Raw genomic sequence first — 18,835 nt, 5'->3', positions numbered from 1 at the left:
AGGGTCGAACCTGGCATTCGTCCGTGTGTGAAATCAGTTCACGGCGTCCCAGTCTACGGCGTCGATCTCGACGCCGAGACCCGGTGTGCCCACTACGATAGCGATCGGGACGTCGTCGCCCTTCGGTTTGGCTGCTGTGACTCGTACTACGCCTGCCACGCGTGCCACGAGGCGGTTACCGACCACGAGGCGCAGGTGTGGCCCCGGTCCCGGTTCGACGAAGCGGCGGTGCTGTGTGGTGTGTGCGGCGCTACGCTGACTCCGGAGGCGTACTTCGACGCTGCCAATCGCTGCCCGGCGTGCGACGCGGCGTTCAATCCGGGCTGTCGGGCCCACCGCGACCGCTACTTCGAAACGGAGTGACTTCGAGCTGGCGTGATCGTCGACGGAAGCGACCGGTCGCTGTGTCAGTCCATCGCTGACTCAGTCGTCACTGGGGACGCGAACCGGGCGGTGCGTCGTCGTCCGATCGGTTTCGGCTCGATCGCCGAGGGCGTTCTCGACGTTCGGTGCGAGCGTATTGATGATCGTGCGGCCGTCGCGTCGCCGTTCGATCAGGCCGTCCGATTCGAGTGTCGAGACGTGGTGAGAAACGGTACTCGGATCGAGCCCGAGCTCGTCGGCGAGCCGGCCGTTGTGGGCCTCGCCAACCGCTTCGAGCGTCGTCAGGATGTCGACCTTCGCCGGTTCGTCCAGGGCTGCGGCGAGTTCGACACCGTCGGTCTGGGCGGGATAGTACCGGCGTTTTCCACCTTGTTTTCTTGCCTCGACGAGTCCCTCGTCTTCGAGCACGGAGAGGTGGTGGCGGATGGTCGACAGCGAGACGTCGTGGGCTGATTCGAGGGCCGTGAGGTAGCGACCGGGCTCACCCTCGATCGAGTCGAAGATGGCACGGCGGGTCTCGTGTTCCAGCGGATCGGAGTCGTCGTAGCGGCTGTATCGAAGGAGACTGAGCGGGAGTTTGCCTGCCAGGCCTGAAACACCGCCGAGAAGCCGAAGCACCGACCCGACGGTCTGTCCGAAGAGCGAACTCGTCGCCCCAGCCGCCCCTGCCCCGCCAGCGCCCGCGCCACTTCCCGTCCCGACTCCGCCGAGGAGCGAAAGACCGCCGAGCAGGCCGACCAGGCCTGCGTCGACGACATTACCCGAGTCGCTCGCGGGTGGGACCATCGCCTCGGAACGATCCGTCTCGTCGTCGGTCGATTCCGATCCGTCGTCGGCCGTGGATTGGGAACCGAGTTCGACGGTAACTGACGAATTCGTCTGGCCGAGTGCAGTGTCGAGTCGGACAGCGATCACCGACTCGTTCGACCGTGTTTCGAGGGAGAGAACCGACTCGACCTCTGTGAGTGTCCCATCGAGATCCATCCCGCCATCGAGGCTGCCGTCTTCGTCGGTCGAGTTGGTGTCCTCGAGTAGCTCCGTCCCGGAGTCGGCGCCGCTCGTCACTTCGTCTGCCGATTCGTTCAACTGGTCGGCTGTCTCGTTCAGTTCCTCGGACGCGTCCACCGTGGTCTCGGTGTCGTCGAGGAGGGTCTCGGAGGAGTTGACGAGGTCCTCCGTGGATTCGTCTAGCTCTTCGGATGGTTCTGTCAGTTCCTCGGTGGTGTTGTCCACGAAGGTCGCCTGTCCGCCTGTCGTGGCGCTCGCGCCCCCGACGGTGAGCCCGCACAGGAGCACCAGCCCGACGGCGAGGGCGGTGAGTGACGACGTGGACGAGTGCATGACTGGTCGGCGCAAATGGCTGTCTCCGTAATAGGTCTTCCCCTCTGATGTGTGATCTGTTGGGCCGAAATCGGGGCCCGCTCAGTCCTCGCTCTTCGGGGTCCGCCCAGCCGTCACTCGTCGATGTCCGCTCAGTCATCCTCCTGCGGTGGTTCGATACTGAACGGACTCGGTTCGTCCGTCCAGGGCCAGCCCGGAATTCGTTCCTGGAAGCCCGCTGCCAGTGCCGCGTCCAGGTCGTCGAGTCCAGCTGGCTCGTCCCCCTCACCGTGGACTCCGACGTCGGCGTAGTGAAACGTCGCCTCTCCCAGCGTTCTGAACGGCTGTGTTCCGCCGATCGTGGCTGCCAGTTCGCGGCCCAGTAACTCGTCGACGACGAAGCCCGGATAGTCACCCTCGACGTCGATCTCACGAAGGAGGGCGACGAGTGCGGCGACGTTCACGGCGAGGTCGCCATCGGCGAACACCTGGTCGACGGCAGCACGGTACTGCGTGGCCGTGACCTGGTCGACAGTGGTGTCGAACTCGGTCGCGAGGGCCGATCGAACGTCGTTGATCAACGGGACGATGCGATCCGATCGATCGCGTACCCAGTCACGTTCCGCCGCCACACGCTCCGGTGTGAGGTCCATGTGCCACCGGTTAGGTGCGACGGACCCTGACGTTTGCGAAGGCTTTTATACGCTGGATTGAGTATCTCGGAGTAAGCGGGTTCTCGCTGGAGTCCTCCCGTGTCGATCGGAATCCAGTGGGCGTCTTCGTCATCCAACGACAGTCGTGACACGATGTACTGGTCCGACAGTCCCGTGGTGACACCGGCCTCGTCCGCGAGGCCAGAGAGCGGCGTCACGTCCGTAGACGTTGTGTCGCGGCGTCACGCCGATTCGGCCCACAGACGGGCCGCCTCGTCCACTGTCGTTTCCCACCTCCGGCGAACCGACCACCTGCGATTATGAGTACTGTAGAGCAGCAACTCGACGATCTGAAAGCAGAGATCACCAGCGAATTGCCGAGCGATATCTCGGTGTCGTCGGTGAAGTACGAAGGCCCAGAACTCGTGGTCTACACGCACGATCCGAAAAAGTTCGCCCAGGAGGGAGACCTCGTTCGGAAACTGGCGAGCAAACTCCGCAAGCGGATCACCGTGCGACCGGATCCGAGCGTCCTCTCCCGACCGGAAGAAGCTCGCGAGCAGATCATGAACGTGATCCCGGACGACGCCGGCGTCGAAGATCTGGACTTCCACGCCGATACCGGCGAGGTGGTCATCGAAGCGGCGAAGCCGGGCATGGTAATCGGTCGCCACGGCTCGACGCTCCGCGAGATCACCAAGACCGTCGGTTGGACGCCCGAAGTCGTCCGAACGCCGCCGATCGAATCCTCGACGGTCTCGAACGTCAGGAATTTCCTGAAACACGAACGCGACGAACGCCGTGACGTTCTCGAACGAGTTGGCCGACAGATCCACCGTGAAGAGATGTCGGACGACGAGTACGTCCGCATCACGACGCTTGGCTGTAGCCGCGAGGTCGGCCGGGCAGCGTTCATCCTGTCGACACCCGAAACCCGGATCCTCATCGACTGTGGGGACAAACCGGGTGCCGAAGGCGAAGTGCCGTACCTTCACGCGCCGGAGGCGCTCGGTGCCGGTCCCCAGACAATCGACGCGGTCGTCCTGACCCACGCCCACCTCGACCACTCCGCGCTCATCCCGCTTCTCTTCAAATACGGCTACGACGGGCCGATTTACTGTACGGAACCCACTCGCGACCTCATGGGCCTGCTCACGCTCGACTACCTGGACGTCGCAGCCAAGGAAGGCCGCACGCCACCGTACGAGTCAGAGCAGGTTCGCGAGGCCATCAAACACTGCATCCCCCTCGAGTACGGCGACGTCACCGACATCGCGCCGGACGTCAAGCTCACGTTCCACAACGCGGGCCACATCCTCGGGTCGGCGGTCTCGCACTTCCACATCGGGGACGGCCTCTACAACGTCGCCTTCTCCGGTGACATCCACTACGAAGACACCCGGCTGTTCAACGGCGCCGTCAACGACTTCCCGCGCGTGGAGACGCTCGTTCTCGAGTCAACCTACGGCGGGCGAAACGACTACCAGACCGACCAGGCTGACTCGGAGCGAAACCTGACGGAGGTGATCAACGAAACCTACGAGCGTGGCGGCAAGGTCGTCATCCCGGCGTTCGCCGTCGGTCGCTCCCAGGAGATCATGCTCGTTCTGGAGGAGGCGATGCGCGAGGGCGACATTCCGACGATGCCGGTTCATCTGGACGGGATGATCTGGGAGGCGACGGCCATCCACACCACCTATCCCGAGTACCTCCGTGACGACCTCCGGGATCGCATCTTCCACGACGACGAGAACCCGTTCCTCGCCGAGCAGTTCAACCACATCGACGGCGGCGAGGAGGAACGCCAGGACGTCGCCGACGGTGAGCCGTGTATCATCCTCTCGACGTCGGGGATGGTCACCGGTGGCCCGATCATGTCCTGGCTCAGCCACATCGGCCCCGATCCGGACTCGACGCTGACCTTCGTCGGCTATCAGGCCCAGGGGACGCTCGGTCGGCGCATCCAGAACGGCTGGGACGAGATTCCCGTCTCCGACATCGGTCGCCACGACAACGGTGGCGGCGGCCGCGGTACCCTCTCGCTCAACATGAACGTCGAAACCGTCGACGGGTTCTCCGGCCACGCCGACCGCGCCGGCCTCGAGAACTTCGTGAAGACGATGAACCCGCGCCCGGAGAAAGTCCTCTGTGTCCACGGGGACGAACGGTCCGTGCAGGACCTCTCCTCGGCGCTGTACCACGACTACAACATGCGGACGTTCGCGCCGAAAAATCTGGAGACGTTCCGGTTCCTGTAATTCGCTCGGTCTCGAAGCCGCCGTACGACGCTAGTGCTTTTCCTGGGCCTGTCGCTTTCTGATCACAGCGGCGACATCCTCGTAGTTACTGATGCCGCCGAGAGTCATCCCGTTCAGCCGGCTGGCGAGCAGTGATCCCTGGGAGAGGATATCGGTCGAGACCGTGATGTGGCCGTGCCCGAGCAGTCGCTCCATGAACGAGGCGCCGGTCTGCATGCCGCGGACGTCGACCATCCAGGCCTCGTTCGTCGATCTGGAACTGATTCCCGTTACGACGAGAATTCGCCTGTCGGTCACGAGATACCGGACTTTCTTGCGCTGAAACCAGACGTAGCCGACGATCGCCGCCGCGATCAAGATGCCGAAGAGCTGCATCCCGGATTCGTCGGCGAGGAGCCCGCCGAGACCGGCGACGATCGCGACGACGAGGTGGACCATCCACGCGGTCCACGCCGGTCGTGCATCGATCAGCACATCTTCACCATCGAAAAGGTATTGTTCCCGTCCCGTGCCCGATTGTTCGAAACTTCCCGGTCCCCCGCCTGCTGATTTTGCTTTCGACATCCGGATACGGATCTTCCCTTTACTATAAAAAGTGTTTTTGCCGATGTGTTTTGTTTTCTAAACTATTGGGGTGGGCATATTGGTGCGAGGGCGGGTAATACCGGGTAGCCATGGTTGTCCAGTCTGATCGACCGATCGGAGACTGGGATTACTCCTTCTACAGGAGTCACCTGCTCGACATGCGGCTGAGGACGAGTAACGTTACGATCGTCTCTAGCAGTGAGTCCCGACCGCTACACATTCGAGCGCCTGTAGTAAATCGAATTACCCGATCGAACCACTGGGCAGGGCTACCGAAGTGAGGCCTGGCGGGTTCACTTCGCCATCCACTATTGTTTTCACACCACAACCAGTAACTATATTATACATCGAGTCAATAATACACACGGAAGCCACGGACTCGATTGGGGTAGAAATGCCCCGGGTGTTTAGGCACCCGAGACGTGGCTTCCGAAACCCTATGTGGGGTTTTCGTCAGCCATGTTCCGAAAGACACCATCGAGACAAAAAGGTCTCGCACGCCCGTTGCCTAGAGAGTCGTATCGCTACCCGTCGTTCACCTTCGTTTTCGGGGATGGGGGGCCGAGTCGCTTCGATCAGTTCGAACTGTCGGACTGCGGGGTACTCGGATGAAATCCGTCGAGCGGACGAGCGACGGGCCCGGCGATTCGACTCACGACCGGGAGTGCTATCGGTGTGATCGCGACGTGGCACCGGCGCGGCTCTTTCGGCTCGTCTCCCAGCCACCGACCGCGCTTTCGCGCGACTACCAGACCGCGGAGCGATTTTGCTGCCCGGACTGTGCAGCCGCGATGAACCTCTCCGAGTTTTCTGCTCGGCTGAAGGCGCGCGCTGGAAGCGGTGAGGAGCCGATTGGCGGCTAGGAACGGTCAGTACCGCGGTGCGACACCGGTACTAGCGTGGGGACGGCAGCCGTTCCGTTGCGGTGGCAGAACCCGACCCTGCGTCAGTCCGCCTCTGCTGGATCGACCACAGACTGAGCCTCGATATCGACGCCGACCCGATCGCACTCCCCGGCGAGCGGACAGGCCTCGGTGCCATCGAGGCACGCTGGTTTGCGAGCAGTGCAGTACTCGCGACCGAACTGGATCATCGCCGTGTGACCGAAGCCGCATTTTGGGCCCGGGACGGTCGTTTCGAGCGCTTCGCGGACGCCCTCGTGACCCGCTTCGGGTGGGGCGATGCCGAGCCGGCGGCTGATCCGGTGGACGTGTGTATCGACGGGATAGACTCCGTCCTGCCCACCGGCGAAGAGCAACACGCAGTCGGCTGTCTTCGGCCCGACGCCGTGGACGGACAGGAGTTCGTCTCTGACCGTGGCCGGCGCCGTTTCTCTGACGTACGCGTCGAACGCGGGTGCCGTTCCGAACTCCGTGCGAACCCACTCGGCCGCTTCCTGGATCATCCGGGACTTCTGGTTGTAGAGTCCGGCAGCGCTGATCGTCTCGGCGATTTCTTCGCGATCGGCATCGGCCAACGTTGCCGCGAGATCGGATGTGGATTCCGTCTCGCCGTCGGTTGCCCCCTCGTGGCCGTTTTCGTCGGCCTCCCCGCCGTCGGGCCCGTACCGCTCGATCAACGCGTCGTGGGCCGGTTGGCTCGCCACGTCGCTGGTGTTCTGGCTCAGAATCGTTCGGACGAGGCAGGTGAAGGCGTCCTGCCCGCCGTAGGTCTTCTGCCAGTACAGTTCGCCGAGGCGATCCACGACCCGCTCCGCCCGGGAGTCGGCCGTCCCCGGATCGAACGTCGCGGCCGCACCACCGCCGCTGGCGCCACCGCTAATGTTGACGGTGGGTTCGTCCGCGTCCGCGGGGTCACCGTCGGACTCCTCGCTCATGCCCGACGAGAGGCACGGACTGAAGAAATGCCCTGCGGTCACCGGACCGTCGGTGTCCGATCGGCTGACCGGTTTCGCATCGCCCGTCGGCGCGCCGGTCGGTGGCCAGGCCGGTACCAGCTGGTCAGGAGCGACCGGGATGCGGAGACTCTTCCGCCGTCCACCCGCCGTCGGTCGCGTCTTTCCACTCGCCCATCCCCGATGGATCGAGGTGGATGTGCGTGTCGCCGACTGCTTCGAGGGCGCGGACGCGCTCGACGAGGTCTGTCTCGATTTCGTGGGCCTCTCTGAGCGTCAGCCCGCCGTCGACTTCGACGTGTGCCTCGACTTCGAGGACCGTGCCGTCGTAGTAGACGACGAGGTCGTGAACCCCTTCGACGGCGGGGTGTTCTCGGAGTCGGTCCGTGATCTCGGCGCGGTGGTCAGCCGGGGCGGCGGCGCCGGCCAGGTAGCCGACGTTTTCACGCGCGATCGAGACGCCCTGATAGACGACCAGGAAACTCACGAGGCCGCCGGCGATCGGATCGAGCGGTTCGTAGCCGATCATGAGCCCGAAGATCCCGACGAAGGCGGCGATCGTCGTGTAGATATCGTTCCGGCAGTCGGCGGCGAGGGCGGCGAGTGCCGTCGAGTCGATGGTCGCGTTGACGCGCTCGGTGTAGCGATAGGTGGCGTACATGAGCACCATCGCGAAGGTGAGCGCGCCGAGGAGGACGTAGCTGAAGGTCGCACTCTCTCCCTCGAGGAGGCCCTGTGCGGATTCCAAAAGGAGACTTCCCCCGAGTACGACGATCGTCGCGCCGACGAACAGCGCCGTCAGCGGTTCGATTCGGGCGTGGCCGTGTGGATGGGTGTCGTCGGGGTCCTGAAACCGCGTATCGCCCCAGACGAGGACGACTACGCTCGCCACCAGATCGCCCACCGAGTGCGCCGCGTCGGCGAGGAGCGCGACACTGCCGAACGCCAGGCCAGCGATTCCCTCGACGACGATCTTCGCCGCGTTGCCAAGGACGTTCACCCAGGCCGCCCGGGCGAACCGCCGCCGATCGACAGCCTCGCTCATACCGGTCGTAGCGACGCGCTATGCTTCAGTGTTCCCGTCTTCGACTGCGAGTACGACCCGCGCGTCGGCGCCGTCGGCCAGCGCATCGATCAGTTCTCGATCTACGTCGCCCGCCGCTCGATCGGCGTCTAGCATAATCGTCCTGTCGTCGACGTAGTCGCTCGTCCGACCGACGGCGCTTCGCTCGCTCTCGAAGGTCAGTCGTGGATCGCCCCGGCCGGTGATCGTCGTCTCGGAACCGCCAGCAGTGATGCTCATCGTGATCGTCGCGGTGGCGTCCTGGCACGCGGCGACGAAGTCCGAGTCGAACTCTGCCGGCGCGCGGTCGGCTTCGATCGCGAGAATACAGTCACCAGCCGGGGTGAGAAAGTCGTCAGTCGAGACCTCGAACGTACTGGCGTGCTCGCCGCTGACGTGCTCGTGGCCGCACGCGTGGATGACTTCTGTGTATCGGTCGTCGTCGAACGCGTCCGCCTGTTCGGTCATGTGTAACCGGGTGAGCGTGGGGGTGAAAACGGAATCGATGCTGGGTAGAACCGGCTCGCTGTGGGTTTGGTTGTGGTGTGAGCGGATGATCCGGTGTGAGCGGCTCAGACGAGGCTCGCGCCGTCGAAGTCGCCTCGTCGATACTCGATATCCATATACTCGAGGATCGTCGGAGCGATGTCGAAGAGGTCGACGTCGTCGATCTCGACGTCCGGGTCGTCGATGTACAGCGACGTGTCGTCGAAGCTGTGCATCCCGTTTCGGGGGCCGGTGTCGAAGACGGGGCCCTCGTTCGCAAAGCCCGACTTGAGGTCGAATCCGTTCGCGGGGATCGCGACGAGATCTGGAGCGATCTCGTCGTGGTCGCCCCGGAACGCGGTCTCCTTCTCGACGACGCGATCGACGACCGGGTTGCCGTCCGGCCCGGTGAGCGAGCGCAGTTGCTCGGCGAGTTCGTCGCGGACGTCGTCGTAGTCCTCGGGCGAGACGGATCCTCGTGGCTCGCGCCCCTCGAGGTTGAGGTAGAACCGGCCGGGGATGAACGAGTACGCGCGCGTGTCGTCGGCGATGTCGTCTAACCCCTCGGGTTCGTCCGTTCGGTAGGTGAGCCAGCCCTCTTCGGTGAGCCACCGATTGCAGTGGACTTCGTGGTCGAGGCTCGTAAAGCCGTGATCGGAGGCGACGATGAGCGTCACGTCGTCCGGAAGCATCTCACGCAGGCGACCGATGTATTCGTCGACGACTTCGTAGAACGCGAGGAACTCCTCGGCGTATTCCCCGTCACGTTCGTAGTCCTTGAAGAGGAAGTGGTTGACTCGGTCGGTCGTCATGAAGACGCCCATGAAGAGGTCCCAGTCGTCCTTCTGGATGTAGTGTGAGAACGCCTCGAACCTGGCGTCGATCGTCTCGTGGGCGTCCTCGATGAAGGCAGTTTTATCCTCGTCGTGACCGAGTTTCGGGTTCACGTCGATGCGATAGTCCATGGCATCGAGGTCGGCTTGCACGGAACCCGGGTGACAGGCGGCATCTAACTCCGGCGAGAGGAACCCCGAGACCATTCGCTGAACGTTTCGCTGCGGGGGGAACGTCACTGGGACGTTGAGCACCGTCGCGTTCCGGCCGGCGTCGGTGACCCGATCCCAGATACGGGTCGCCTGGACGTCCTGGCCCATCGGAACGTACGTCTCGTACGTCCCGACTTCCCTGTCCTGGAAGCCGTAGACGCCCGTCGAACCGGGATTGACGCCGGTCGTCAGCGCCGGCCAGCACGCGCTCGACTCCGGCGGAACGATACTCGAAATCTCCCCCGCAGTCCCCTCGGCTGCGAGCGCGGCGAAGTTCGGAAACCTCTCTGGATGCTCGGCGAGGAGACTGTACGGCACACCGTCGACACCGATGAAGGCGACACGGGGGTCGTCCTCCCCCCGCAACCGGTCGAAGAGACCCATGGGGGACGGTAGTCTGACCGGATACAAGAAGGTTCGTCTCTCCACACTGTGTACGAGAATAGCGCTGTTTCCGGAAACGGTGCTGTGTCCGAGAACGGTGGGCTATCCGAGGATCGTCCGCCGAGTATGTGGCTGGCGTTCGATTACGCAACTTCCGAGCGCGTCGATCGACGGTCGTTACTCCCGCTCGGCGTCTGAGTCGTCCAGATTGGTCGGGACGACCGTCAGGTGGGCCATACCGGCGCCCTCGTCGCTGGGGGCCGTTCGCGAGTCGGGTTCGTGGGTCGACCGTGGGGACCGCTCACTGGTAGCCATACATAGTCAGGTACGCACGCACCACTCAAAAGATTACCCATGCTCATAATGCATGTGGCGAACGGCGGCGATAACTGCCGAGTATCTGGTCAGTTCGAAGCTCACTGCAGTCAGTGGCGGAAGCTGGTTGGAGACCTCCGTGGCCACGTTCTCCGTCGTCGAACACCAATTGCTAAGGCGGTTCCGCCGCGACAGTTCGATCGATGGCAACACTCTCACCGGATCGTGTTCCGCTCGTTGCTGGCGTGCTGTCGGCCGTCTCGCTGGCCATCGTCTTCGCCGCAGCGGGTGGATACGTTCCCTCGTCCGTCCTTCCCGCGCCACCGGAGGCCGTCCTGGCGGCGATCCCAACGGTCAACGTCTTCATCAGCGCGATCGCGATCGTGACAATCGCCACCGGCTGGCGGGCGATTCGCCGCGGTCGCGTTCGGACCCACCGTCGGGCGATGGGTTCGGCGGTCGGGCTGTTCGTGACCTTTCTCACCCTGTACCTCTACCGGCTCGTCGTCACCGGCGGGGCCGCGTCGTTCGCCGGTCCCGACGAGATCTTCCAATTCGTCTACCTGCCCGTCCTGATCGGTCACGTCGGACTCGCGATCGTCTGCATTCCGCTGCTGTACTACACGCTTGGACTGGCCGTGAGCCACGATGTGCGTGGCCTCCGAGAGACGGCGCACGCGAAGGTTGGTCGCGTGGCCGCATCGCTGTGGATAATCTCGTTTTCTCTCGGCATCGTCGTGTATCTCCTCGGCAGGGTCGTCTACGGATAGACCGACGTTCGTCGTGGAAAACTGCCGTCGATACTGTGCTGTGTCTGCCGGACGTCTCAGTCGTCGGCGCCCATTGCCTGTCCGTCGATCTCCGGCCGCGTCACGTCCCGATCCGTCGCTTCGCCGTCGATATCGTATGGATACTCGCCGGTAACACAGCCCAGACAGAGGTCGGATCGGCCGGTCTCTAGCGCTGCCGCAACCGCATCGGTCGAGAGGTACGCCAGACTGTCGGCGTCGATCGTCTCGGCGATGTCGTCGACCGACTTGTCGCTCGCGATCAGTTCCTCGCGCGTCGCCATATCGATCCCCATGTAACACGGGGCGACGATAGCCGGAGCGCCGATTCGCATGTGGACGTCGGTGGCGCCGAAGTCTTTGAGTAGGTCGACGAGTTGCGTCGAGGTCGTCCCGCGGACGATCGAGTCGTCGATCAGCGTCACGGACTTGCCCTCGACGGTACTCTTGATCGGGTTGAGCTTCAGCCGAACCGCGCGCTCGCGTTCGTCCTGTGTCGGCATGATGAACGTCCGGCCGACGTACCGGTTCTTCATCAGGCCCTCGGCGAATTCGGGGCCATCGTCGTCATCGTCGCGTGGCGCGCCATCGGCCGTCGTCTCGCCGGCTGCCTCGGCGTAGCCGCTGGCGAAGGCCCTGCCCGAGTCCGGCACCGGCATCACGACGTCGGTTTCGACGCCGCTTTCCGCCCAGAGCTTGCGCCCGAGGTCCCGTCGCGCGTCGTAGACGAGCGTTCCGTCGATGGTCGAATCGGGGCGGGCGAAGTAGACGTGCTCGAAGAAGCAGTGGGCCGTGTGCTCGCGCTCGACGAGCTGATAGGAGTCGAACCCGGAGCCGTCCTGTTCCAGGACGACGAGTTCGCCCGGGCGGACGTCCCTGACCAGTTCGCCGTCGAGCGTGTCGATCACCGCCGACTCCGAGGCGATGACGTAGCCGTCGTCCAACTTCCCGATACAGAGGGGTCGATTCCCCTCCGGGTCGCGCACGCCGAGAACGACGTCGTCGTGACTGATCGTGAGCGCGTAGGAGCCGTGGATCCGACCCATGGTGCGCTTGACCGCTCGAATGAGGTCCGATTCCAGAAGGTTCCGGGCCAGATCGTGAGCAATCACTTCGGTGTCGCCGTCGCTCGTGAACGCGTGGCCGAGTCCGGCGAGTTCCTCGCGGATCTCGTCCGCGTTGACCAGGTTGCCGTTGTGCGAGAGGCCGAGCGACCCGCTCTTGAACGAGACGGAGAAGGGTTGTGCACAGCCCTTGTCGACGCTCCCGGCCGTGGGGTAGCGGACGTGCCCGATGCCGGCTTCGCCGGTCAAGCCGTCCAGGTCTCCCTCGTCGAACGCGTCGCCGACGAGCCCCATCTCGACGTGGCTGTGCTGCTGGAAGCCGTCGTGAGTGACGATTCCAGCAGACTCCTGTCCGCGGTGTTGTAACGCGTACAACGCGTAGTACAGCGGCCGTGCCGCCGATCGGCCGTCGAGTGAGACGCCGACGACGCCGCACTTCTCCGTCGGTCCGTTCCGGAGGGGTGTCTCGCCCCGCCCGTCAGTCATACACACCGCTTGGGCCTCCACCCGATAAAAGAGTCCGTATTTTCGCCGTGGTCAGGGATCGCGCGAATTCGTGCCGATCGGGGCGGTGCACTTCGTGGGTCCGTCTCTGCCCGCCTGGTCCAACGACCCTGGAAGACGATCGCGCCGCTTGTGTCTCAGCGCTGCACCGGGTGTCGAAATCGAACGAACGAGAAAAAACCGATCAGTTGTCGCCAGCTTTGCCTTCCCAGGCGTAGTCGCGGCGCGAGGCCGATTTTCCGAACCCACAGGCCGAGCAGCGCTCCTTCTTCGTGTGATAGGAGGCCTCACCACATCGTCGGCACTTCACGTGAACGGTCTTGTTCTTCTTGCCTTGACTCGGGGTTCCTGAACCAGTCATGGATTGATCGAAACGACGTTATCGCCGCGTATAATCGTTGTGTCTTGACTCGACGTCTCCTCGTCGCCATTGGCCGGTGTCGTCTCGCTGGTCGCCGTCCGCTCGGCCTCCTCGAGGACCAGATTCATGTGCTGATCGTATCCGGCGAGTTCACCGACGTATTCTGTTCCGGTCTTCAGATGGACGCGAACTCGGTCGCCGAGGGCGGCTTCGAGAACGTCCAGCGGTCGTCCACTCATACGAAAGAGGCCAGTCACGCCCCACTTAACGATATCGGTCGGCGCACCGATCACCATCGCCGACCGCCTCGCTGTTTACTCCAGCGTCTTCCACCACCCTCACTCTCTCCGGCCGTTTCGAACGCGGCGTTCCGGACTCAGGTGCGAATTTCGTTCCCACAGCTCGGGCAGTAGACGCTGTCGGCTGGAAGGTCGGTTGCACACTCCGGACACGTTTCGGGGTCCGTGTCGGCAGAAGCGCTCTCGCCGCTGGCACCCGCGTACTCGCCGAAATCATCCGTGAAAATACGTGTTTCCGTGCCCGACCCGTTCGTAGCCGGCCCAGATTCGGTATTCGCCTCACTGGTCGCTTCCTGCTCCTCGGCGTCGGTTGGGTCGGGCGACGACTCCTCACCCGCTCCACCCGACTCGGGCGGTGCCGAGGTCGATGCTGCCGACCCATTCCCGGATGTCTGTGCCGCGTCGTCGGATGCGTTCGACGTGCCTCCGGACGAGTCAGCGGCGTTGGCTGCGGACGACGAGTCTTCCGTCCCATCTGCCCCGCTGGAGCCACCCCGAAAGACCGATCGGTTCGAGCGGTTCCGAGTCGATCCGTTCGACCGTCCGGTCGTGTTACTCGCGTGTGGGCTCGACGGCGGTGGTGCCTCGCCAGAACGGTTGCGAACCGACGATTCGCCGGACGCTCTCGACGGGTGCGTCGACTCGCCGGACGGCCGGAGTCGGTCGAGCAGCGACCGATCCGTCTCGAACGGCAGCGACAGTCGGACGGTGTCCGTCGATACCGTCTCTTCCCGGGTCGTGAGTCCGTACACGCTGCCGACGGCGATCGGAGCCAGCAGGAGCGTGGCCGGTGCCTGCGGGATTCCGGTGGCGTCCAGGGTCGAAACGACCAGCGTCCCGCCCGCGTTCATTCCCGCGCCTAGTACCTGCTCGGTGATCACCGTGACGAGCGCGAGCACGGCCGGCACTGCGGCGATCGTGCCCACGCGCGAGCCGGTTCGTTTCGCGTGATCGAGCATCGAGAACACCGCGATCGATCGGAAGACGAGCGCGTGGGCGCTGACGATGGCGATCAGGGCGATCCACCACGGCGCCGTGATCGGCCCCCCGGACGCGATGCCGTAGCCGAGGGCACCGACGAGTGCCACCAGCGGAATCGCACAGAGCCGGAGCGGGGCGAGTGAACCGAACGACCGATCGAAGATGCCCTGGTACAGTCGAACGACGACCCCACCGAGCGCGCTCAGCGAGCCGACCGTCGCGACGACGACGGCCACCCGTAAGACAGACTGCGCGGTCGATCCGATGGCGAGCGCGTCGCCAGCGATCCCGACCCCCGACAGAACGCCGCCGGCGAGGAGCAACGCGAAGAATACTGCCAGAAACGAAAGCGGGACCACAGCCACTTCGTAGAAACTGAGGGTGACGTGGGCACGTATGGCCCGTTCTGGAACGTCCATTCAGGGTTGACATTGGACTTCTCAGATAAATAGTTTCGTGACCGGTTGCGAGTCGAACGGAGACTCCGTTGGTCACGGTTCTGACGTAACTCCCCACTCGACGTGATTTCTTTGCTGGTGTGGTTTCTCGCCTCTGAATTTCTCGCCCCCTGGAGCTGGTGCACGACCCTCCGTGTTGGCTGCAATGACAGCGCGAAATTGCTGTGGGATCGCATCCCCGACCTGTCAGCACCTCGAGTGGCGGCGAGCCCCTCGTTGTGACGTCGGAGTCGGCGAGTATGGCTCCGTACGGACCGATACCACCGTTTGTGTCTCCAACGGACTCCGGCCGAACCGTTGTACAATATAAAGTGAGTCGACAATACTTTTTTCTATAGTGACTGTGAACGCGTCTACCTACTATGTCAGATGATGCGACCCTGGAGTGTGTTTCCTGTGAGACGACGTTCGATCCCGCACCAAACGGTGGCTTCTGTCCGGACTGTGATACACCGCACCCGGACTTCGAAGTAGCGACCGACGAAGAGAGCGAAGACGATGGATCGACTGGCGACGAAACCGACGAGGCGGCCGGTGACGCTGATGCGGCCTCGGCGGATGACGGGACGTCCGAGGGCGACGATTCCGCGTCGTCCGACTCGATCTCGTACTGTCCGGACTGTGGGACCGACATCGATGATGCCGTGACCGACGGCGACGGAGATGGCGAACTCGACGCCTGTCCCGACTGTGGTCGGGCGGTCTCGACGGAATCGTACTGTCCCGATTGCGGGACCGATCTCGGCGAGGCCCGTGCGGCAGCCGCCGAAGACGACGAGGCGGACGACGCGGAGGCGGACGCCGACACCGATTCGGCGGACGAAGCGCCAGACGCTGACGAGTCGGACGAGGCCGATGGCGAGGACGCCGACGCGGACGACGAAGACGCCGACGCGGACGATGCTGACGACGGTGAGGCAGACGACGGTGCTGACGACGAGGCCGACTCAGCACCGGTCACGCTCTCCTTCGGGGGCGAATCGTACGACTTCGACGACGGCGACACGTTCGGTCGCCAGGACGAACCGTGGCTGGAGACGCTCGTCGACGAGAGCGGCGGCTCGGACGACGTCGCGTACATCTCGAGCGACCATCTGACGTTCTCCGTCGACGAGGATGGCGTCACCGTGACGGATACGAGCCGAAACGGAACGGCGCTGAACGGTGAGGATCTCGACGGCGACGAAGCCGAACTCGAGGACGGTGATACGCTCACGCTCGCCGAACGGGCCGAGCTCACCGTCGAACTGTAGTCACCATCGATCGCTGCCGACACCGACCTTCCTGTCGGCTCGTTGGGGGTGATCGATCGCGGACGTGCCGCGGCCGACGACGCGCAGCGGATGCTTCAGATTGCCGTGGTGTCACACTAACTGAACGCTCCGAAAAAGTTATCCGACGTTCCTGCCACGATATACCAGTCACAATGCCGACGCAACTATCCACGAAGGTGAACCGACCGTACCTGCCGGAAGACGGGGGCGGGGTCACCTGCGAGCTACTCATCGAACCGGACGCACAGGACCAGCCGGCCCAGCGCCACATCGCGCTCTGTGTCGACAGCAGCGGCTCGATGGCCTACAGCAAGATGGATCAGGTCCAGGACGCGACGAAACTCGTCTTCGGCCTGTTGAACGACGACGATTACCTGAGCATCATCACGTTCGACAACGAGGTCGACGTGATCATGGACGCGACACGATGGGGCGACATCGAGCGCGAGGAGGCGGAAGAACGCCTCGAGAACATCGAGACGGGCGGTGGGACCGACATCTACGCCGGTCTGGAAGAAGCGCGAAAGTCGCTCGTCGAACTGGACGGGAGCGAGGATATCTCGAAGCGCATCCTCCTGCTTTCGGACGGTCGAGACCTGCGCGCGAAGCCGCCGGACTTCGAACCGCTCGCGAAGGCGATCGCGACCGCTGGCATCTCCGTCTACTCCGCGGGGATCGGGACCAACTACGGCAAGGAGGTCATCCGTACCGTCGGCGAACACTCCCAGGGGCGGTGGGCGCACGTCGAAAAGCCGACGGACATTCGCTCGTTCTTCGGCGACGTCGTTCAGGAGGCGTCCACGGTTCTCGCGAACAATCCGGAACTGGTCATCGACCCGATCGAGGGCTGTGAGGTCGGGATGGCCTTCCGCCGGCTCCCGCAGGTCCAGCAGATCGACCTCGAGTACGAGGAGGACGGCTCCGTCGTCGTTGGGCTCCCGGACCTGCAGGACAGAGAGCGGCAGGAGATCGTCCTCAAGATGGACGCCCCGCCGGGAACGGTCGGCGACGAGCAGGTCATCGCCGACGTCGAACTCGACTCCGATGCCGTCGACGCCTCGACGGCGCTCTCCGTGACCTACTCCGACGACGCGCAGGAACTCTCCCAGCACGAAACCGAAGTCACGCTCGCCTACCACGACACGGATCTCCGGACCCGAATCGCCCACGCCGACTCTCCGGGCGAACTCGAGGAAGTCCGTGAGAAGATCGACGAGACGGAGGTCATCACGGGCGAGACGGAGATCGCCGACGTCCTCCGCGAGAACGTCACCCGGATCGAACAGGGTGACGAGAGCGAAGCGCGAAAGGTACAGGAGAACACGACCGTCGTCTTCGACGACAGTCAGTTCAACTGAACGTCGGCTCGAGACCGTCTCCCGGTCCACGACTCCTGCCCGGCTCGTCACCGTACTCGGCCACTCTGGCCAGCGGACGAGTCGACCGGTGTCGACTCGGGCGACGTCGCCGACGCGATCGCGGACGAGATTTCCACGTATACCATGTCTGAACCATCAGCTGGAGACGAACTCGCCGGTCGGTACGAACTCGAGACGGAGCTCGGCCGCGGCGGTTTCGGCGTCGTATGGCGGGCGCGGGACACGACCGACGGGTCCCGGGTCGCACTCAAATATCCGAACTACAAGGGGAGCGCTCCACCCGAGCTGGTCGATAAGTACTTCCAGCGCGAGCGGGAGGTTCTCTCCGACATTCGAACGGCAGGCGGTCACCCCAACATCATGGCCGCCTACGGCGTCGAGGAGGGATTCGGGACTTCCGTCCTCGTCGTCGAATTGATCGAGGGCGAGGAGCTCGGGACGGTCGTCAGAAACGAAGATCCCATCACCGATCCGGACGAGGTTCGGGAGATCGGGATCGGGATCTGTGACGCCCTCTCGTTCCTGCACGATCACGATATCATCTACCGTGATCTCAAGCCGGACAACATCATGCTGGACGGGTCGTACGAGCCGAAACTCATCGACTTTACGACCGCGAAGGGGTTCGTCGCGGAGATGGGCGGCGCGGAGTTCACGAGCGGTACCCATTCCAACCCGTCGGCGAGTTCGGAAGGCGATTCGACGGTCCCTGGCGAGTTCAAACCGCCCGAACTGAATCGTGGGTCCGAGCAACGACAGGGGCCCTGGAGCGACGTCTACTCCATCGGCAAGATCCTCTGCTTCCTCCAGGTCGGCTGGGTCCCGGACGACGACGGCGTCGCCCCACGGGACTTCGGGGTCGACGGCGCGCCGTATCTGGACGAGATCATCCGGACGGCGACTCAACACGACCAGACCGATCGCTACCCGAACGCCTCGGTCCTGAAGCGGGCGCTGGAGACGCGTGACTCGACGATGCCAGCCCAGGCTTCGCTCTCGTGGCTCGGGCAGGACACGCGCTGGCGACTCAGCCCCGGTGACACGATCGGTCGCCGGACCCGGGACGGCCCCCGACCGTCGATCATGCTGAACGACGACGAGCACCGCGCGCTCTCGGCCGTTCACTGCCGGTTCGACACCGACGAGGACGGAAACTGGGTCGTGATCGACACGAGTCTCAACGGCACGTACATCAGCAAGCGCGACGAGCGGTCGTGGGACCGGCTCCTCTCGGAGACCGGTCAGGAGCGCCAGCGAGAGAAGGGCGAATCGATCCCGGACGATCTGGAGTCGACGCGCCGGCTCGACGACGGCGACGTCATCGCGCTCGTCAGCCCGGGCTATCCCGAACGATTCTACGTTCAATTCAACATCTGAC

Annotated in this window: 19 protein-coding genes; 7 read left to right on the top strand and 12 right to left on the bottom strand. The window is 63.9% G+C overall.

The features are described 5' to 3' along the window. Positions 1-27 precede the first annotated feature (27 nt). On the top strand, positions 28-363 hold the full coding sequence (locus HALRU_RS09260) for a CHY zinc finger protein (protein WP_015301132.1): 336 nt from the start codon (positions 28-30) through the stop codon (positions 361-363). Between the two features lie 60 nt (positions 364-423). Here HALRU_RS09260 and HALRU_RS09255 read toward each other — a convergent pair whose 3' ends face one another. Next, the gene (locus HALRU_RS09255; protein ID WP_015301131.1) at positions 424-1,725 is read right to left on the bottom strand and encodes a helix-turn-helix domain-containing protein; all 1,302 of its coding nucleotides are present in this window, start codon (positions 1,723-1,725) and stop codon (positions 424-426) included. A 131-nt stretch (positions 1,726-1,856) separates the two neighbouring features. Next, positions 1,857-2,357, bottom strand: coding sequence for a hypothetical protein (locus tag HALRU_RS09250; protein WP_015301130.1), 501 nt, complete (start codon positions 2,355-2,357; stop codon positions 1,857-1,859). A 320-nt stretch (positions 2,358-2,677) separates the two neighbouring features. Here HALRU_RS09250 and HALRU_RS09245 point away from each other — a divergent pair, with 320 nt between their 5' ends. After that, entirely contained in the window at positions 2,678-4,615 is a 1,938-nt protein-coding gene (locus tag HALRU_RS09245; RefSeq protein ID WP_015301129.1) for a beta-CASP ribonuclease aCPSF1, read from the top strand. Positions 4,616-4,645: 30 nt separating this feature from the next. Here HALRU_RS09245 and HALRU_RS09240 read toward each other — a convergent pair whose 3' ends face one another. Then, positions 4,646-5,089: a PH domain-containing protein gene (locus HALRU_RS09240; RefSeq protein WP_148680489.1), complete on the bottom strand. Its 444-nt coding sequence runs from the start codon at positions 5,087-5,089 to the stop codon at positions 4,646-4,648. 719 nt (positions 5,090-5,808) lie between these two features. On the opposite strand from HALRU_RS09240, the gene HALRU_RS09235 reads away from it, so the two are divergent. Next, entirely contained in the window at positions 5,809-6,063 is a 255-nt protein-coding gene (locus tag HALRU_RS09235; protein ID WP_015301127.1) for a hypothetical protein, read from the top strand. 83 nt (positions 6,064-6,146) lie between these two features. Here the strand turns inward: HALRU_RS09235 and HALRU_RS09230 are convergent, their stop codons facing one another. The 5 genes from HALRU_RS09230 to HALRU_RS15705 all read right to left on the bottom strand — a co-directional run bounded on the left by HALRU_RS09230 (position 6,147) and on the right by HALRU_RS15705 (position 10,349). Next, complete coding sequence (locus HALRU_RS09230; RefSeq protein ID WP_015301126.1) at positions 6,147-7,037, bottom strand: endonuclease III domain-containing protein; 891 nt, start codon at positions 7,035-7,037, stop codon at positions 6,147-6,149. Between the two features lie 124 nt (positions 7,038-7,161). Beyond that, positions 7,162-8,100 (bottom strand): cation diffusion facilitator family transporter, encoded by a 939-nt coding sequence (locus HALRU_RS09225; RefSeq protein WP_015301125.1) that lies wholly within the window; start codon positions 8,098-8,100, stop codon positions 7,162-7,164. Between the two features lie 18 nt (positions 8,101-8,118). Further along, entirely contained in the window at positions 8,119-8,586 is a 468-nt protein-coding gene (locus HALRU_RS09220) for a DUF371 domain-containing protein (RefSeq protein WP_015301124.1), read from the bottom strand. 104 nt (positions 8,587-8,690) lie between these two features. Next, positions 8,691-10,034, bottom strand: a complete 1,344-nt coding sequence (locus HALRU_RS09215) for an alkaline phosphatase family protein (RefSeq protein WP_015301123.1) — start codon at positions 10,032-10,034, stop codon at positions 8,691-8,693. Positions 10,035-10,211: 177 nt separating this feature from the next. Beyond that, the gene (locus HALRU_RS15705; protein ID WP_015301122.1) at positions 10,212-10,349 is read right to left on the bottom strand and encodes a hypothetical protein; all 138 of its coding nucleotides are present in this window, start codon (positions 10,347-10,349) and stop codon (positions 10,212-10,214) included. Positions 10,350-10,552: 203 nt separating this feature from the next. Here HALRU_RS15705 and HALRU_RS09210 point away from each other — a divergent pair, with 203 nt between their 5' ends. Continuing rightward, on the top strand, positions 10,553-11,119 hold the full coding sequence (locus tag HALRU_RS09210) for a DUF420 domain-containing protein (RefSeq protein WP_015301121.1): 567 nt from the start codon (positions 10,553-10,555) through the stop codon (positions 11,117-11,119). A gap of 56 nt (positions 11,120-11,175) precedes the next feature. Here HALRU_RS09210 and purF read toward each other — a convergent pair whose 3' ends face one another. The 4 genes from purF to HALRU_RS09190 all read right to left on the bottom strand — a co-directional run bounded on the left by purF (position 11,176) and on the right by HALRU_RS09190 (position 14,765). Beyond that, positions 11,176-12,687 carry an amidophosphoribosyltransferase gene (gene purF / locus HALRU_RS09205; RefSeq protein WP_015301120.1) on the bottom strand — a complete coding sequence of 504 codons (1,512 nt, stop codon included), beginning with the start codon at positions 12,685-12,687 and terminating at the stop codon, positions 11,176-11,178. Positions 12,688-12,889: 202 nt separating this feature from the next. Then, entirely contained in the window at positions 12,890-13,066 is a 177-nt protein-coding gene (locus HALRU_RS09200; protein ID WP_007704383.1) for a 50S ribosomal protein L37e, read from the bottom strand. Beyond that, positions 13,063-13,305: an LSM domain-containing protein gene (locus HALRU_RS09195; RefSeq protein ID WP_148680488.1), complete on the bottom strand. Its 243-nt coding sequence runs from the start codon at positions 13,303-13,305 to the stop codon at positions 13,063-13,065. Before HALRU_RS09195 ends, HALRU_RS09200 begins: the two co-directional genes overlap by 4 nt. A 137-nt stretch (positions 13,306-13,442) precedes the next feature. Continuing rightward, complete coding sequence (locus HALRU_RS09190) at positions 13,443-14,765, bottom strand: zinc ribbon domain-containing protein (RefSeq protein ID WP_015301118.1); 1,323 nt, start codon at positions 14,763-14,765, stop codon at positions 13,443-13,445. Between the two features lie 401 nt (positions 14,766-15,166). On the opposite strand from HALRU_RS09190, the gene HALRU_RS09185 reads away from it, so the two are divergent. From HALRU_RS09185 to HALRU_RS09175, 3 genes are all read left to right on the top strand, one after another. Then, positions 15,167-16,057 carry an FHA domain-containing protein gene (locus tag HALRU_RS09185; RefSeq protein ID WP_015301117.1) on the top strand — a complete coding sequence of 297 codons (891 nt, stop codon included), beginning with the start codon at positions 15,167-15,169 and terminating at the stop codon, positions 16,055-16,057. A gap of 173 nt (positions 16,058-16,230) precedes the next feature. Further along, on the top strand, positions 16,231-17,436 hold the full coding sequence (locus HALRU_RS09180) for a vWA domain-containing protein (RefSeq protein ID WP_015301116.1): 1,206 nt from the start codon (positions 16,231-16,233) through the stop codon (positions 17,434-17,436). 144 nt (positions 17,437-17,580) lie between these two features. Next, positions 17,581-18,834: a serine/threonine protein kinase gene (locus tag HALRU_RS09175; RefSeq protein WP_015301115.1), complete on the top strand. Its 1,254-nt coding sequence runs from the start codon at positions 17,581-17,583 to the stop codon at positions 18,832-18,834. Position 18,835: the final 1 nt, after the last annotated feature.

Source organism: Halovivax ruber XH-70, from assembly GCF_000328525.1.
Lineage (GTDB): Archaea > Halobacteriota > Halobacteria > Halobacteriales > Natrialbaceae > Halovivax > Halovivax ruber.
The sequence above is the reverse complement of the archived record's forward strand: the minus strand, read 5'-3'. Positions and strand labels throughout refer to the sequence as shown.

Coding starts and splice junctions, on each gene's coding strand:
- HALRU_RS09215 (WP_015301123.1), bottom strand. CDS start 10,034: ATGGGTCTCTTCGACCGGTTGCGGGGGGAGGACGACCCCCGTGTCGCC.
- HALRU_RS09185 (WP_015301117.1), top strand. CDS start 15,167: ATGTCAGATGATGCGACCCTGGAGTGTGTTTCCTGTGAGACGACGTTC.
- HALRU_RS09195 (WP_148680488.1), bottom strand. CDS start 13,305: ATGAGTGGACGACCGCTGGACGTTCTCGAAGCCGCCCTCGGCGACCGA.
- HALRU_RS09225 (WP_015301125.1), bottom strand. CDS start 8,100: ATGAGCGAGGCTGTCGATCGGCGGCGGTTCGCCCGGGCGGCCTGGGTG.
- HALRU_RS09175 (WP_015301115.1), top strand. CDS start 17,581: ATGTCTGAACCATCAGCTGGAGACGAACTCGCCGGTCGGTACGAACTC.
- purF (WP_015301120.1), bottom strand. CDS start 12,687: ATGACTGACGGGCGGGGCGAGACACCCCTCCGGAACGGACCGACGGAG.
- HALRU_RS15705 (WP_015301122.1), bottom strand. CDS start 10,349: ATGGCTACCAGTGAGCGGTCCCCACGGTCGACCCACGAACCCGACTCG.
- HALRU_RS09230 (WP_015301126.1), bottom strand. CDS start 7,037: ATGAGCGAGGAGTCCGACGGTGACCCCGCGGACGCGGACGAACCCACC.
- HALRU_RS09245 (WP_015301129.1), top strand. CDS start 2,678: ATGAGTACTGTAGAGCAGCAACTCGACGATCTGAAAGCAGAGATCACC.
- HALRU_RS09180 (WP_015301116.1), top strand. CDS start 16,231: ATGCCGACGCAACTATCCACGAAGGTGAACCGACCGTACCTGCCGGAA.
- HALRU_RS09200 (WP_007704383.1), bottom strand. CDS start 13,066: ATGACTGGTTCAGGAACCCCGAGTCAAGGCAAGAAGAACAAGACCGTT.
- HALRU_RS09210 (WP_015301121.1), top strand. CDS start 10,553: ATGGCAACACTCTCACCGGATCGTGTTCCGCTCGTTGCTGGCGTGCTG.
- HALRU_RS09235 (WP_015301127.1), top strand. CDS start 5,809: ATGAAATCCGTCGAGCGGACGAGCGACGGGCCCGGCGATTCGACTCAC.
- HALRU_RS09190 (WP_015301118.1), bottom strand. CDS start 14,765: ATGGACGTTCCAGAACGGGCCATACGTGCCCACGTCACCCTCAGTTTC.
- HALRU_RS09250 (WP_015301130.1), bottom strand. CDS start 2,357: ATGGACCTCACACCGGAGCGTGTGGCGGCGGAACGTGACTGGGTACGC.
- HALRU_RS09255 (WP_015301131.1), bottom strand. CDS start 1,725: ATGCACTCGTCCACGTCGTCACTCACCGCCCTCGCCGTCGGGCTGGTG.
- HALRU_RS09220 (WP_015301124.1), bottom strand. CDS start 8,586: ATGACCGAACAGGCGGACGCGTTCGACGACGACCGATACACAGAAGTC.